This is a genomic window from Streptomyces krungchingensis (assembly GCF_054729265.1).
Genome location: NZ_JBPUKY010000001.1, coordinates 4889488 through 4904302, shown reverse-complemented (window position 1 = coordinate 4904302; position 14815 = coordinate 4889488). Strand labels below are relative to the sequence as shown.

Annotated in this window: 11 protein-coding genes, 1 tRNA gene and 2 pseudogenes; 4 read left to right on the top strand and 10 right to left on the bottom strand. The window is 69.6% G+C overall.

What is annotated here, in order from left to right; translation table 11 throughout:
* Nucleotides 1-128: 128 nt before the first annotated feature.
* The 3 genes from ACSYGO_RS21550 to ACSYGO_RS21540 form a co-directional block, all read right to left on the bottom strand.
* Complete coding sequence (locus ACSYGO_RS21550; RefSeq protein WP_345646152.1) at nt 129-1580, bottom strand: FG-GAP-like repeat-containing protein; 1452 nt, start codon at nt 1578-1580, stop codon at nt 129-131.
* Between the two features lie 509 nt (nt 1581-2089).
* Nucleotides 2090-2281, bottom strand: a complete 192-nt coding sequence (locus ACSYGO_RS21545) for a KOW motif-containing protein (RefSeq protein ID WP_392700588.1) — start codon at nt 2279-2281, stop codon at nt 2090-2092.
* Nucleotides 2282-3036: 755 nt separating this feature from the next.
* The gene (locus tag ACSYGO_RS21540) at nt 3037-3444 is read right to left on the bottom strand and encodes a hypothetical protein (RefSeq protein WP_345646147.1); all 408 of its coding nucleotides are present in this window, start codon (nt 3442-3444) and stop codon (nt 3037-3039) included.
* Between the two features lie 174 nt (nt 3445-3618).
* On the opposite strand from ACSYGO_RS21540, the pseudogene ACSYGO_RS21535 reads away from it, so the two are divergent.
* Nucleotides 3619-4323: pseudogene (locus tag ACSYGO_RS21535) on the top strand (tyrosine-type recombinase/integrase); the annotation flags it as partial.
* Nucleotides 4324-4399: 76 nt separating this feature from the next.
* Here the strand turns inward: ACSYGO_RS21535 and ACSYGO_RS21530 are convergent.
* The 5 genes and pseudogenes from ACSYGO_RS21530 to ACSYGO_RS21510 form a co-directional block, all read right to left on the bottom strand.
* Nucleotides 4400-4475: transfer RNA gene (locus ACSYGO_RS21530), tRNA-Arg, on the bottom strand.
* A 258-nt stretch (nt 4476-4733) separates the two neighbouring features.
* A complete protein-coding gene (locus ACSYGO_RS21525; RefSeq protein ID WP_460387260.1) occupies nt 4734-5351 on the bottom strand; it encodes a ScbR family autoregulator-binding transcription factor in 618 nt (205 codons plus the stop codon).
* A gap of 422 nt (nt 5352-5773) precedes the next feature.
* Nucleotides 5774-6406: pseudogene (locus ACSYGO_RS21520) on the bottom strand (ScbR family autoregulator-binding transcription factor); the annotation flags it as partial.
* Nucleotides 6407-6539: 133 nt separating this feature from the next.
* Nucleotides 6540-8324: an IclR family transcriptional regulator domain-containing protein gene (locus ACSYGO_RS21515; RefSeq protein ID WP_432177074.1), complete on the bottom strand. Its 1785-nt coding sequence runs from the start codon at nt 8322-8324 to the stop codon at nt 6540-6542.
* A gap of 85 nt (nt 8325-8409) precedes the next feature.
* On the bottom strand, nt 8410-9687 hold the full coding sequence (locus ACSYGO_RS21510) for a M6 family metalloprotease domain-containing protein (protein WP_426677684.1): 1278 nt from the start codon (nt 9685-9687) through the stop codon (nt 8410-8412).
* A gap of 455 nt (nt 9688-10142) precedes the next feature.
* On the opposite strand from ACSYGO_RS21510, the gene ACSYGO_RS21505 reads away from it, so the two are divergent.
* Together ACSYGO_RS21505 and ACSYGO_RS21500 are read left to right on the top strand one after the other, a co-directional pair.
* Nucleotides 10143-10787 (top strand): TetR/AcrR family transcriptional regulator, encoded by a 645-nt coding sequence (locus ACSYGO_RS21505; RefSeq protein ID WP_432186198.1) that lies wholly within the window; start codon nt 10143-10145, stop codon nt 10785-10787.
* 222 nt (nt 10788-11009) lie between these two features.
* Complete coding sequence (locus ACSYGO_RS21500) at nt 11010-12542, top strand: MFS transporter (RefSeq protein WP_426677686.1); 1533 nt, start codon at nt 11010-11012, stop codon at nt 12540-12542.
* A gap of 156 nt (nt 12543-12698) precedes the next feature.
* Here the strand turns inward: ACSYGO_RS21500 and ACSYGO_RS21495 are convergent, their stop codons facing one another.
* Nucleotides 12699-13202 (bottom strand): MarR family winged helix-turn-helix transcriptional regulator, encoded by a 504-nt coding sequence (locus ACSYGO_RS21495; protein WP_426677687.1) that lies wholly within the window; start codon nt 13200-13202, stop codon nt 12699-12701.
* Between the two features lie 120 nt (nt 13203-13322).
* Between ACSYGO_RS21495 and ACSYGO_RS21490 the strand changes: the two genes are divergently transcribed.
* Nucleotides 13323-14141: a dioxygenase family protein gene (locus ACSYGO_RS21490; protein ID WP_460387259.1), complete on the top strand. Its 819-nt coding sequence runs from the start codon at nt 13323-13325 to the stop codon at nt 14139-14141.
* A gap of 5 nt (nt 14142-14146) precedes the next feature.
* Here the strand turns inward: ACSYGO_RS21490 and ACSYGO_RS21485 are convergent, their stop codons facing one another.
* Nucleotides 14147-14671, bottom strand: coding sequence for a GNAT family N-acetyltransferase (locus ACSYGO_RS21485; protein WP_435229367.1), 525 nt, complete (start codon nt 14669-14671; stop codon nt 14147-14149).
* Between the last annotated feature and the right edge of the window lie 144 nt (nt 14672-14815).

Sequence of the window (14815 nt, the reverse complement as noted above, 5' to 3'; positions counted from 1 at the left end):
TGAGGGGCGGCAACGGACAGGCTCAGTTGCTGGGGTTGCGGTACCGCGCTGCTGTATGTCTCGCTTCGCTGCCGTGTTACAGGTGGATCCCACCAACCCGTACATCCAGGGCTCCACGGAGACCATCGTCACCCCGTGATCCAGACTCCGAACTCCGGCCACTCGCTCGTCGACAGACCGGCCGTTCCTGCGCCGAAGCTCACCGCACCGGTCGTAGTCAGACCAGAGGCACGTCCCTTGAGGGACCACACGGCGCCATCCATGGTGTTCTCCCCAGGGCCACCGACGGCGAGGTCTGCCTTTCCGTCCCCGTTGGTGTCCGCCAGTGCCACGCCTTCCCCGAAGCGGTCGCCACCCTCCGCTGTGCCCGGGATTCCGGTGGATCCCTGGTTGTACGCGTAGGCCGAGGTCGCGGCGAGACCACTAGCAGATCCAGGGATCACTGTGATCGAGCCCGTGGACTCCGCCGCGCCGATCGACTCATAAGGGCTACCGACGGCGAGGTCGGCCTTGCCGTCTCCGTTGATGTCGTTAAGCGTTACCGCGTATCCGAATTTATCGTTCGTTTCCGATGTGCCCGGTATTCCATTGGTGTTCTGTGTGATGGTCACAGCCGGGCGCGAGGTGTCACGACCGTTGGCCGAACCGAAGGTGAGGGAGACGTTGCCCCCCAAGGTCGTGCCGGCCATCGAGGACCGCTGATCCCACGGGTGACCTGTCACGATGTCGGCGTATCCGTCACCGTCCACGTCTCCGACAGCTGCTGTCTGGCCATGTGCCACATCGCCCGCGTACTCCAGGGAAGGGAATGAGTCGAGTCCGACATACAGGGACTGTTTGAAGAGCTCCCGGCTGTCGTTGTCGTTGCCGCCCACCACAATGTCGTCGATACCGTCACCGTTGACGTCACCTCCGGCCAGCGAGATGACCTCCGTCAGAGATTTGGCCGCGAATCCCGTTCGTCCTCCGAGAGTGCCGCTTTTGGTGGTTCCACCCTTGTAAATGAAGACAGAGTTGTCCGTTTTGGTACCGACCGCGACATCGTCGTCTTGGCCGTCACCATCGAAGTCACCACTGGTAAGGGATGAGCCGTAGCCGTTCAGAAGGGCGAGAGGGGGGAGGCTCAGAGCGGTTCCGCCGGCCAGTCCCGCCTTGCTTCCCCACAGCACGGTGACCGCTCCGCTGCCGGACCCTGCGGTGGTGCTTTCGCCGGGAGCGCCGACGGCGAGGTCTGCGTAGCCGTCGTTGTTGAAATCACCGAACGCGGTGGCGGCGCCGAAACGGTCTCCTTCTTCGGATGCGCCGGGCACCCCGCTGGAGCTCTGCGAGACGACCTGGGTTCTGCTGCCCTGCAGGCCGCTGGACGAGCCGTAGGTGATGACCACTGCTCCAGCCCAGTTGTGACCTCCAACGACCGCTCTTGGTGCGGAGACCGCGAGATCGCGATAGCCATCACCGTTGAAGTCATCCGCGTATTTGGCCGAGGCCGCGGTGGACGGCACGGCCGTGACCACCAGCAGGCCACCAGTCAGCGCGGCGACCGATGCCGCGGCCAGGGCCGTGCGGAGGTTCTTGTGCATCGACACTCTCCTGCAACATGCGGGATGCCAAGTGGGCATCCCCCGTAGGGGGACCGAATCTCCCGTGTTCACCCGAAGTTGTCCTTGGGTCACGGGATGATCAGCGACCGCAAGACTGACGAGCCGGCACAACGGTTGTATGGGATTCCTAAGAAGACTCTGCGGCGTGATCCGCCGCGGTATAGCACCGGTTCGGCGATGAGGCACGGTCGGATCAGGAGCCGTCTCGCCACCAACGATGAGGGGGGTTGCCATACGGCACCGCGTCGGGGCGGTTGAGGAGCTTTAGATCAAGGTGAGTCCCCTGGCCGACCGCAGGATTTGAACTTGTGGCCTCATCCTTATCAGGTCAATCACGGGGTGTCGGGGACGTCGATCAACTCGTGCTGAGCCTCGGCTGATCGTCCGCTGGAGGTCGGCGCCGACCGCTGATGTACGCGCCTGTTGGTGTCAGTCGCTGATGTCAGGAGCCCGGACCCGTCTTGACGGACCGGCCCCTCGCATCCTCCTCAGGGGCCGGATACCTTCTCGACCGCGGCGAGGGGGAGATCTATGAGCGTGTCATCTCCGAAAATCTGCACGACCAGCTGTACCCGGCGTCGCTCGCGATCAACGGAACGAACCGGGCCCGTGAACTCCGCGAACGGGCCATCCTTCACTAGGACGGTGTCCCCTGGCTGCAGCTCTGGCGTGGTCGACATGACCTCTCCTTGGTGTGCATTGAACCCGACTCGTTGGGGCGCCTTCAGTCGTCAGGCGAGATCAGGCAGTCCTTCGACGGGATACGGCAAGTTCACACGCGGCCCCTCCTGCGCTGACCAGCGCGCTCATCGAACGCTCCATGGCCGGGGATCGTATACGCCCAGGTGAGGCCACTCGTCACCGGCGCCCGCCGGCCTGCGGTCGACGACAGTGAGAGGTCGGCTCCGAGACTTTGGGCGGGAGCTGCCATGGGGCGAGTGATCATGGCCCCTTAAGCTTCCGGCGAGTCGGGCAGTCTGTGGACCTGCCCGTTAAAGCACGACGTTGGGGCCATGATCTTCGAGGCTCGCCCCATGGTGGCTGCCTAAAGTCTCGGAGCCGACCGGCCCACCAGCGTGTTTACCGTTCTCTACTCGGGCCCGCACTCGCTGCGGCCCAGGGCTTGGCCCCGGCGCCGAAGGCGCAGAGGGGCCAAAGCCCAAGGGCCAGCCCGCGCTCGCGCGGGCACTTGATGAAGTAGGGAAAGTTCTACCGCGCCCTTGGCGATCGGCAGCTGTCTTGTCTCGGTTGATGCTTGACGTTGTGGCTTCACCTGATGCTTGACGGTGGCCGTGATCGGCTAGGTCGTGCCCGTCCGTGTGGCGTGGTGCGGGAGGCCGGGATTGGCTCTGGCAGTGTTGGGGCCTGCCCGCTGTCCCGGGTTGCGTCCCTATGCTCTGGTGTATGACGAGCCGGACGCGCCGGGCGGCTTCCGCTACTTGCGGCTGAGGGTTTGGTGTTTCCCGTACGAAGGATCTCCCACGAGGCGCCGCATTTCCGGATGCTCCTTCGAGCCGCCGAATTCCCACGGGTTGCCGTCGCAGACGGTGATCCACGACTGCTCCGCTTCCTTGTCGTCGGGATACACGCCCCACTTGCCGGTGCCGCTGCACTCCGAAACCTTGTCGCCGTCGTTGTTGAACTCGGCAAGGTTAGTTACGACGACGTTGCCATCGTCCTTGAAGACCAGGGTCCCGGTATCGCCCTCGGTCCAGGTGCCTACGATGTCGGCTCGAGCCAGTGTCTGTTGCTGCCATATGCACCCCGTGGCCAGCGTCAAGACCGCCACCGCCAAGACCACTCCACGCAACCCTGCAGCGACTCGCCCTCGTTCATCACGCATGACTCCCCCTTGCATACGTCAAACCCTGGTTGCTTCGCACACCAGATCGTCAAGCCCTCACGCTGCCACGAAAGTTGAACATGTTCAACTCTGCTCGGTGTGCACTGGTAGCCCCGCTCCGCACCGCATGGAGCGGTGCACCTTGGTCGCTCACCCAAAGTCTCTCCGTACCGCTCCTCCGCCTGCCGTGAGGAGCTGATCACGCGTAACGTCGCCAAGCTCGTCGAGCCTCCGCGCACGGACAACAGGGAGCTGAAGCCCTGGACGCTCGACGAGACGCTCGACTTCCTCGCCGCCTCCCGTCAGGATCCGCTCTACGCGGCCTTCGTGCTCGCCGTCGCGATGGGGCTCCGCCGGGGCGAGATCATCGGTCTCCGGTGGTCGGATCTCGACCTGGACAACCGGGTCCTCTACGTCCGTCAGCAGACTCAGCGCCGCCGTGGTGTCCTCTACGACGACGACCCCAAGAGCCGCCGTCGTCGTGTCGTCCCTCTGCCCGCGCTGTGCATCGCCCCGCTGCGCTGGCACCGGATGCGGCAGTCGGCAGCACGCGCCAAGGCGGGGGAGCGGTGGCAGGAGTCGGGGTACGTCTTCACGACCCGCACCGGACGCCAGGTCGAGCCGCGGAACGTCTACCGCTCCTTCACCCGCGTCGCCGAGTCCGCCGGCCTCCGCGTGATCCGGCTGCATGACGCTCGGCACGGCACTGCCACCCTCCTCACGGCGGCCGGGGTCGCGCCCCGCGTCGTGATGGAGATCCTCGGGCATTCGCAGATCAGCATCACCATGGACGTGTACACGCACGTCGTGCAGGACACCCAGCGCGAGGCCATGAGCCACATGGACCGTCTGCTCAGGAGGCGCCCCGGTCGTCAGTGACTGTCGCCGTTGATGTCAGATCTGGATGTCAGAAGGGGGCCACCTACCGAATTCGGTAGGTGGCCCCCTTCTGAACTGGTGCCCCCGGCAGGATTCGAACCTGCGACACCCGCTTTAGGAGAGCGGTGCTCTATCCCCTGAGCTACGAAGGCGGGGTTCTGGCGGATCATGATCCGGGCGTCCGGGTCTGATTCCGACAGAGCTTTCGGTGGCGCGGCCGGGGTGCGGCTGTGCCACCGCCCACAGTGTAGCGGTTGGTGATCCGGCGGCCGGGGGGACTTTCGCGGGAGACGGGTGGGTCCGCGCGGAGAGGGCCGCTGACCTGCGGGAAGGCATGATCCGCGGGCGTGGGGCCGTGGGTGGGTGGCAGGGTGTTCGGGTGTCGCCCACGGCTCGTCCCGGAGGGGCGCTCAAGGGCCCGACAGCGCCGGGCGGACCAGTTGGATCATGCGGGTCAGGCGCTGTTCGGCCGACTCGCGGGAGCTGAACGGGCTGTTGCCGAAGGCGAGTTCGGCGTGTGTGCGGGTCAGGGACGAGGTGCCGGTGACCAGGGACATCATGAGGGTGGCGGCCGGGCGGACGTCCACGCCGGGCAGCAGGGAGCCGTCGGTCCTGGCGCGGCGCAGGGCCCGGTAGAGGCTGCCGAGCCAGTTGAGGTGGCAGTGCACCGACGGGTCGTCCGGTGTGTCGATCTCCTGGGTGAGCCGGGTGCCGGCGCGTACGACGACGTCGGTCTCCAGGAGGCGTACGAGCGTGTGGGCCATGCCGACGGCGATGTCGAAGCCGGGTCCCCGGCGCTCCGCCTGCTGGGCGAGGAGGGCGCCCGACGTGGTGCAGGCCTCGGCCTGCACGGCGCGTGCGAGGTCGGATTTGGCCGCGAAGTGGAAGGACAGCGCACCCTTGGTGACCTGGGCGAGTTCGCTGATCACCAGCAGCGTGGCGCGCTCGTAGCCGACCTGGTCGAAGACCGTGGAGGCCGCTCGGATCAGGTTGCCTCTGGTTCGCCCGGACCTCTCCTGCTTCACCACGACGCAACCACCCGGACGCTCCTTGTCACTTGGCAGCCTCTTGTCCTTCGCAGGCGACGCTAGAAACCAACTTTCCGGTTTGTCAACGGGGCCGGGGCGTGGAGATCATCTTCACGACATGGCGCCAACCTGCGGGTTTCGCAGATGAGTTGAGTGGGCCGCGTTTGATCGATGTCGGTCGTGAGGTGCCGGGAAGTGAGGGAAAAAACCGCGCGGCCGGTTTTTGACGCCGGATGCCGCGAGGGGATGTCTCCGTCGAGAGGCGTCCGCCGTCCAGGGGGCGTCAGCCACCCGGTGGCCGCCGAGGGGACGATAGGTGCCGGGAGGGGCCGGGCGCCGAGAGACCGTCGGACGCCACGAGGGTGCCGGGCGCCGGGCCGCGGTCAGGTGCCCAGTGTGCCGGACGCCCCGGCCCGCAGCGGCCGGTGCGCGCGGCCGAGCGCCGTCGTCGCGGGATCGGTGACCCCCTCCGGACGGACCCGCGCCAGCGCGCCCGGGTGCGCGACGGACGGCAGCAGATGCCGCCAGAGCACGGCGACACGGTCCCGCAGGTCGGCCCGCCCGGTGAGCGCCTGGGACACCAGCTGCACGCCGGTGAAGGACGCCACGACGAACTCGGCGGTCTCGACCGGGTCGACCTGGGGAAGGACCTCGCCCGCCGCCTTGCCCTCGGCCAGCAGCCGGCTGGTGAGTTCGAACCAGCCGCCCCACGGATGCGTCCCGTCGACGAGGACCCCCTCGATGGACAGCCGGCTGCCGGCGCGGGCGAGCGGGTCGTGGCGCAGCGCGTAGGCGAACTGGTGGGTGATGTCGACGACCGACTGGAGGGGCGAGCCGTGCTCCGGCACGGTCACCAGCGCGGTCTGCTCGTCGATGACCGCCCGCGCGAGGTCGGACTTGGCCGCGAAGTGGAAGTACAGGGCGCCCTTGGTGACGTTCGCCCTGTGCAGGATCTCCGAGATCGCCGCGCGTTCGTAGCCGCGGTCGGCGAACACGCTCGCGGCGGCCTCCACTATCGAGCGCCGGGTCTGCACCGCGCGAGCTTGTCTGGCCATCTCTCCCCTTCCGGGAGGTGCGTGCGTGCCCGGCGGGCGCCACGCAGGACCGCCGTGCAGCAGAAGGGGGCTCACCCTACCGGCCGGTCTGTTTCTCCGGCACGCAGCCGACCGCCACGGCCCGCGCCCGGACTCAGCTGAGCGGTACCCGCCGGAAGCGGCCCGCGACGCGCAGTTCCGCCTCGATGCGGCCCGCCGTCGCGTGCAGTTCGGGCAGCACGTCGCGGACACAGGCCTCGGTGCTGCGCCGGCTGCTGTGCATGGCGACGTTCACCGCGGCCAGGACCCGCCCGTCCCGCCCGCGCACGGGTACGGCGATGGACCGCAGGCCCTCCTCCAGCTCCTCGTCGACCAGGGCGTATCCGGTGTCCCGTACGCGCGCCAGCTCGGTCTCGAAGCGTTCGGGGTCCGTGAGGGTGTGCGGGGTCAGCGGAAGCAGTTCGGGCCGGGGAGCCTGGGGGCGGTCGGCCAGCATCACGCGGCCCAGTGAGGTCGGGTACGCGGGCAGCCGGGTGCCGACGGTGATGTTGACGCTCATGATGCGGCTGGTGGCGACGCGGCCGACGTACTGGATCTCGTCGCCGGTCAGGATCGCCAGCGACACGGAGTCGTGCAGCCGCTGGGAGAGTTCGGTCAGGTGCGGGGCCGCGATGTCGGGCAGCGTGGTCCGTGACAGCGGCGGGAATCCCAGGCCCAGGACGCGCGGGGTGAGCCGGAAGACCCGGCCGTGGGCCGTGACGTGGCCGAGGTGTTCCAGGGTGATCAGGGCGCGGCGGGCGGTCGCGCGGGCGAGGCCGGTGGCCTGGGCGACCTCCGTGAGGGTCAGCTCGGCGCGGCCCTCGCCGAAGGCGGTGATCACAGTCAGGCCGCGGGCCAGCGACTCGACGAACTCCCGCCCCAGCTCCTGCTTGGAGGCGCCGGTCCAGGCGGCGAGCCCCGCGGGGGAGCCCGGCGCGTTCCGGTCGGCGGGCGGCGCCTTCTGCAGCTCCTGCTCCATCCCGGCCACGGCGGCGCGCAGCCGCGGCAGCAGTGTCTCCCGCAGCCCGTCCACGGTGTGCCGGCTGGTGTGGCTGACCACGCTCACCACGCACGCGATCCGCCCCGACTCCCGCACGGGCATGGCGAGGGCGACGAGTCCGGGCTCGATGAGCTGGTCGTCCAGGGCCCACCCCTCCTCCCGGGCGCGGAGGGTGCGGAGTTGGAAGTCGTCGCCGACGGCGGCGGGCCGCGTGGTCGGGGGTGTGGCGTCCGGTTCCCGGCCGGTGTCCTCGATGGGCCGGCTCCGGGCCGGTACGGCGGGGAATCCGCGGTCCTCCGGGTCGTTGGTGCGGCGTTCGCGCCAGCGCGCCCAGTCCGCCTCGTCCCACTCGGTGGCGAACAGCGGTCCGGGCGCGGTGCGTTCGGCGGGCAGCAGGTCGCCGATGCGGAAGCTCAGGGACATGGCGCGGCGCCGGGTCGCCTGGTGGATGAAGCGGATGCCGTCGCGGTCGCCGACGGCGAGGGAGACGGACTCGTCCAGTTCGTCGGCGAGCGCGTCGGCGTGCGTGTCCAGGAGGCGGGGGAGCCGCAGGGCGGCGAGATAGGCGTTGCCGAGTTCCATCAGACGGGGGGCGAGCACGGCGTCCCGGCCGTCGAGGCGTACGTATCCCATGCGGGCCAGGGTGGCGGTGATCCGGTCGACGGTGGAGCGGGCCAGTCCGGTGGCCCGCTCGAGCCCGCTCAGGCTGGACGTCCCGTCGGCCTCGGTCAGCCGCCGCAGCACGGCGATGCCGCGGATGAGGGGGGTGACGGCCTCGGCGGGCACGGCCGCGGCCGCAGCGCCGGCCACGGGTCCGGCCCCGGCGGCCGACGTCCGGGACCCGGGTCCCGGCCCGGTTGCGTTCCCGGCCCCGGGGACCGGTGCGACGTTCGATGGCATGGGCTCTCCGTTGCGGATCTCAGAAGAGACACCGTAGTGCTTGCCGGGCCGTATCAGCAGGTCGGCGACGGGCGCCGCCCGCGGCTCAGCGCCGGGTGACGGCGATGTGGTACTCCCCGGAGAGGTCGGCGGAGGCGACCCGGACCGTGACCCCCGTCTTGGGGTCCTTGAAGGTCTCGCCGGGGGTGAACGGTGCGTCGGAGAGCTCCGCGTGCACGTTGGGGGAGCGGGTGCAGCCGCCGCTGTCGCGCTGGGAGTCGTACACCGTGACGGGGCCGTTCCCGGTGTCGACGCTCGCGTCGACCTTGTAGATGAGGATGCCGGGGCGGCAGACCTCGGAGTCGTTGCCGCCCCGGGTGCGCAGTTCGAGGGCGTAACCGGTCTTGGGGCTGAGAGGGATGAAGACGAGCTTGCTGCCGCCGCGCCGGGACAGCGGGGTGAGTGTGTACTCCGTGGTGCCGGGTATCGCCGCGCAGCTGACCTGCGAGTCGTCGAGCCAGCCGAGCTTCCACTTGTGCCAGCCGAGCAGGTCGTTGTCGGCGCCCCAGTCCTCGCTCATGATGTCCCAGTGCCCGACCGCGCCCCCGCCGTCCTGGGTGTAGAGGTCGGGGAGGCCGAAGGTGTGGCCGTTCTCGTGGGGGAGCACCCGGTAGCCGGTGTCGGCGTAGGAGCCGGAGCCGTCGTCCTGGCGGCTGTAGACGAAGGACGCGTTGGAGACGGGGACGCCGTCGGCGACCGGTGCGTCGCCGTTGCCGGCGAAGGTGACGGACAGGACGGTGTCCAGGGCGGAGGGCCCGGCGTTCGGGGTGACCAGGACGTTCAGGATGTCGTAGTCGCGGAAGTCGACGGTGGGGTCGGCGGCGGCGACGATGTCCTGCACCAGCTCCCGGTACCCGGGGTCGAAGGGCGCGCCGCGCTCTATGCCGTAGTCCTTGAAGCTCTTGGGCATCCGCAGCCAGTGCGTGATCGGGGTCTCGGGGCGGTAGTCGAGACGGCCGTACGAACCGGTGCGGAACCAGTCCCGCGTCTTGGGGAAGAACTCGCCGTAGCGGTCCATCGCGCTGCCCTTGCCGGGCGCGTCGGAGAAGTCGATCATCAGGGTGAGGGCCCGGACGGTGCCGGTGGAGCGGGCGTAGCCGGTCGTGGTGGGTATGCCTTCCCCCATCTGCACGTTCATCGCTCCGTTGATCATGCAGGGGCCGAGCGCCGTGGAGCGCGCCAGCGCGATGGATCCCGCCGCTGTGGATCCCGCCGTGAGGTGCCCGGTGCCGGCGGAGGTGCTCACCGCCAGCGTGAGGACGGTCACCGAGGCGAGTGCGGCCACGCGGCGCGGGCGTATCCGGCGGCGGCTGGTCGGCTGCATGCATGGGCCTCTCGCTCCACGGCAGCCGCCGGTTTTTGGCTGCACCCTTGCGATCACCCTGTGCCGACCACCCGGCGGGCGCGCGCTGGATGAGCCCGATCGGGTCGTCGGCCCGGGAAGCCGGGGGTGTCCGCGGATCCCCGGAACGCCCCTCTTCAGAGGCGGTGCGGCGCGTGCGGCGTCGGGCCTGCGCGAGGCGCACGCCGGCGGCGGCCGGAGGGCCTGCGCGCCGCGCGGCGGGGGTCGTACGGAGGGCTCGTACGAGGCGTCCGGCGGGAGCGGGCCGCGCGGCCCGTGCGGGCTCCGGCGACGGCCGGACGGAGGTGTGGCGCAGGTCACATCGAGACGGGGAAATAACCGGGGATCGTTTCCCCGTTTAGCCCTGTGTCCGAGCGAAACGGGGACCGAATCCCCGGATCGCAATCCGAACTTCCAGCGACTCCGAGGAGCACACCGTGGACACCGCCACCCCCGTGCAGCGCCGAGTGGCCCGGCCGCGCGCCGACGCCCTGCGCAACCGGGAGCGGATCGTCGCCGCCGCCCGCGAGATGTTCGTCGAGTTCGGCCCCGAGGTGCCGTTCGACGAGATCGCGCGCCGGGCCGGCGTCGGCAACGCCACGGTGTACCGCAACTTCCCCGACCGCGACGCCCTCGCCCGCGAGGTCGTCTGCGCGGTGATGGACCGCACCTCGGAATGGGTCGAGCGGGCGCTCGCCGAGGGCGGCGACGCCTTCGAGACGCTCAGCGGCTTCGTGCACTTCGCCGCCGACGAGCGGATCGGCGCTCTGTGCCCGATGCTCTCCGAGAGCTTCGACCAGCATCACCCCGACCTGATCGCCGCGCGCGATCGGGTCACCGAACTCATCACGGAGCTGATGTCGCGCGCCCGCGAGGCCGGACAGCTGCGCCCCGACGTCGAGTTCGGCGACCTGATGATCGCGCTCAGCCAGCTCACCCGGCCGCTGCCCGGCACCGCCTGCCAGGGCATCGACCGCTTCGTACACCGCCATCTACAGCTGTTCCTGGACGGCATGCGGGCCCCGGCCCGCTCCGTACTGCCCGGAGTGGCCGCCACCGTGGAGGACATGCGCCGAGCGTGACCGACGATTCCACCCTCGCACCGACGGGTTGACCATCGCATCGATGAGTTCGGCGCACCGCGCCGGTCAGTACTGACAGCCGGTAGTTCCCTCCGGAACTTCCTGTAGTTCCTCCCGGAACGTCCCGTCAGTCCCCTGCCAAGCTTCCCGGCCGTCAACGATGACGAGCCGTCCCTTTCTCTCGACCTCTTTTCGACACGAAGTCCCGGAGTGGGTATCCCCATGTCAGAAACAGGAACGCCGGCGCTCGCCGCCGACGCCAATTCCAACCGCTGGAAGGCGCTCGCGTTCATCGCGCTCGCCCAGCTGATGGTCGTCCTCGACGCGACCATCGTGAACATCGCCCTGCCCTCCGCCCAGCAGGACCTGGGGATATCGGACGGCAACCGTCAGTGGGTCATCACGGCCTACGCCCTCGCCTTCGGCGGTCTGCTGCTCTTCGGCGGCCGCATCGCCGACCTGTGGGGCCGCAAGCGCACCTTCGTCACCGGCCTGATCGGCTTCGCCGGCGCCTCCGCCCTCGGCGGTGCCGCCCAGGGCGAGGCCCTGCTGCTCGGGGCCCGCGCCCTCCAGGGCGCGTTCGGCGCGCTGCTCGCGCCCGCCGCGCTCTCGCTGCTCGCCGTGATGTTCACCGACGCCAAGGAGCGCGCCAAGGCGTTCGGCATCTACGGTGCGATCGCCGGTGGCGGTGGCGCCGTCGGCCTCATCCTCGGCGGCTTCCTCACCGAGTACCTGAACTGGCGCTGGACCTTCTACGTGAACATCCCGTTCGCGGTCATCGCCGCCGCCGGTGCGTACTTCGTCATCCGTGAGCCGGCCGGCGGCCGCAACCGCTCGCCGCTCGACATCCCCGGCGTCGTCCTGTCCACCCTGGGTCTGGTCTCCCTCGTCTACGGCTTCACCCGCGCCGAGTCCGACGGCTGGAGCGACTCGGTGACCATCGGCCTGTTCGTCGCCTCGGCGGTGCTGCTCGCGGCCTTCGTGCTCGTCGAGTCCAAGGTCAAGGCCCCGCTGCTGCCCCTGCGCGTGGTCACCGAGCGCAACCGCGGCGGTGTCTACCTCTCCCTGGGCCTCGCGATCATCGCGATGTTCGGCCTGTTCCTCTTCCTGACCTACTACCTCCAGATCGTGAAGGGCTACTCGCCGGTCAAGACCGGCTTCGCCTTCCTGCCGATGATCGCGGGCATGATCACGGGCTCCACCCAGATCGGCGCCCGGCTGATGACCCGCGTCCCGGCGCGGCTGCTGATGGGCCCCGGCTTCCTGACCGCCGCGGTCGGCATGCTGCTGCTGACGCAGCTGGAGATCGGCTCCTCGTACGCGGCGCTGCTGCTCCCGGCGCAGCTGCTCCTCGGCCTCGGCATGGGCACCGCCTTCATGCCGGCCATGTCCCTGGCCACGACGGGCGTCGAGCCCCGTGACGCCGGTGTCGCCTCCGCGATGGTCAACACCTCGCAGCAGGTGGGCGGCGCCATCGGTACGGCCCTGCTGAACACGATCGCCGCCTCGGCGACCACCTCGTACGTCGCGGACCACATCGCCGGCGCCACCTCCAAGCCGCAGCAGCAGCTCGTCCACCTGCAGGGTCTGGTGAACGGCTACACCAACGCGATCTGGTTCGCCGTCGGCATCCTCGTGGCCGCCGCGGCGATCGCCCTCACCTTCGTCAACGCCGGTCGCCCGGACATGTCCTCGGCCGCCGGCCAGGGCGAGGGCGTCGAGGACGAGGTGAAGATCCCGGTCGTCGCCCACTGACGGCCACGCACTCCGGCTGCTTCGCGTACGGACGAGGGGTGGGGACGCCTCGTCCGTACGAACCCCAGGGTCTGCCCCGGCTCCCGAGCACGACGGAGCCGGGGCAGACCCCTGTCCGGCGAGGGCGCCGGACGCGGCGGGGGCCGCTCCCGTCGGTCAGCGCAGCCAGGGCAGGTCCGCGCCCGCCTCCTTCGGCTGGAGCCCCTCGGCGATGATGAGCATGGCGTCGCCGAGGGCCTTCTGCTGTTCGGGGGTGAGCCGGTCGAACATGGCCTGGCGCACGGCGGCCACGTGGCCCGGCGCGGCCCTGCCCAGCGTCTCCTGCCCCGCGTCGGTGAGGACCGCGAACTGGCCCCGCTTGTCGGAGGGACAGTCCTCGCGGCGCACCCAGCCGTTCTTCTCCAGGCGGGCGATCGCGTGCGACAGACGGGAGCGGGTGATCTTCGCGTTCATGGCCAGCTCGGTCATCCGCAGCCGCCTGCGCGGAGCCTCGGCGAGCTGCACGAGCAGCCCGTAGTACACGTGCGGCATCCCCGCGTCGCGCTGCAGCTGCCGGTCGAGATGGTCCTCGAGGAGAGTGGCGGCGTGCATGTAGGCGCGCCAGGTGCGCTGTTCCTCGTCGGTGAGCCAGCGCGGCTCTTCAGCGGGTGCCGTGTTCATGTACTCCACTGTACGAGCCCCTTCTTGAATGTTAAACAAACCAGGAGTATCGTGGGCCGTAGAGATTGAGAGTTCAAGTATCCAGTCCTGTGCTGAAAGCCTCCGGAGGGAGCCGCAGTCATGTCTGCCGCCACGTCTTTCGCAGCCGGGGAGCGTGCCCCGCAGCAGCGCATGCCCGCCCTCTATCTGAGCCACGGCGCACCGCCCCTCGCCGACGACCCCGTCTGGCCCGGCCAGCTCGCGGCCTGGTCCGCCGACCTCCCCCGCCCCACGGCGATCCTGATGGTCTCCGCCCACTGGGAGGAGGCCCCGCTCGCCCTCGGCGCCGTCGAGACCGTGCCCCTCGTCTACGACTTCTGGGGTTTCCCCGAGCACTACTACCAAGTCGAGTACGCGGCCCCCGGCGCCCCCGCGCTCGCCGAGTCCGTACGGAGGCTGCTGCGCGCCCCCGGCACCCCGGTCCAGGACATCCCGGACCGCGGGCTGGACCACGGCGCCTACGTACCGCTGGTGGAGATGTACCCCGAGGCCGACATCCCGGTCCTCCAGGTCTCGCTGCCGACCCTCGACCCGGTCCGCCTGTTCGAGATCGGCCGCAAGCTGGCGCCGCTGCGCGACGAGGGCGTGCTGATCGTCGGGTCCGGCTTCTTCACCCACAACCTGGCGGCGCTCCGGCACACCGGCGGGGGAGTGCCGTCCTGGTCCAGCGAGTTCGACGACTGGGGCCACCGGGCTCTCGAGGCCGGCGACGTGGACGCGCTGCTCGACTTCGAGCGCAAGTCCCCGGCGGGCCGCCTCGCCCACCCGCGCACCGAGCACTTCGCCCCCCTGTTCGTCACCATGGGCGCGGCCGACGCGTCCGGAGAGCTGGACGGGCAGAAGTCCGTCATCGACGGGTTCTGGATGGGGATGGCGAAGCGGTCGGTGCAGTTCGGCTGACCCGTCTAGCCGTTCAGCTTCTTCTCGTACCAGGCCACGTCCCAGTACCGGCCGAACTTGCGGCCGACCTCCCGGTAGGTGCCCACGTGCTGGAACCCGAAGCGTTCGTGCAGCCGCACGGACGCTTCGTTGGGCAGCGCGATGCCCGCGTACGCCCGGTGCAGGTCCTCGCCCGCGAGCGCGTCGAAGAGGCTCTCGTACAGCAGGGTGCCGATGCCGCGCCCGCCGGCGTCCGCGGCGACGTACACGGTGAACTCGACCGAGGTCGCGTAGGCGGGCTTCGGCCGGAACGCGCTGGACGTCGCATACCCCAGAAGTCGCTGTGAGTCCACGTCCGTGGCAACCATCAGGCGGTGCGGTCCGTCTTCAGGGTGGGAGAGCAGCCACGAGCGACGCGCTTCCGGCGTGAACACGGCGGTGTCGAATGTGATGGACGTCTCACGCACGTAGTGGTTGTAGAGGTCCGTCAGTGCGCCGAGATCGGCCTCGACGCCGGGCCTGACCTGCGCCTCCGTACGTCCTGCAGGCATCTGTCCTCCCTGGGTGGCCGGACAGGGTACTGCATGATCAGAAAAATCGAGGGGCGGGTTGGGAATTCTGTCCTGATTCCAGTCGTTGTTTCCATCGGATGCCGGGCACCCGGGAGGGTGAACCCGAAGTCCAGGACCACCCGC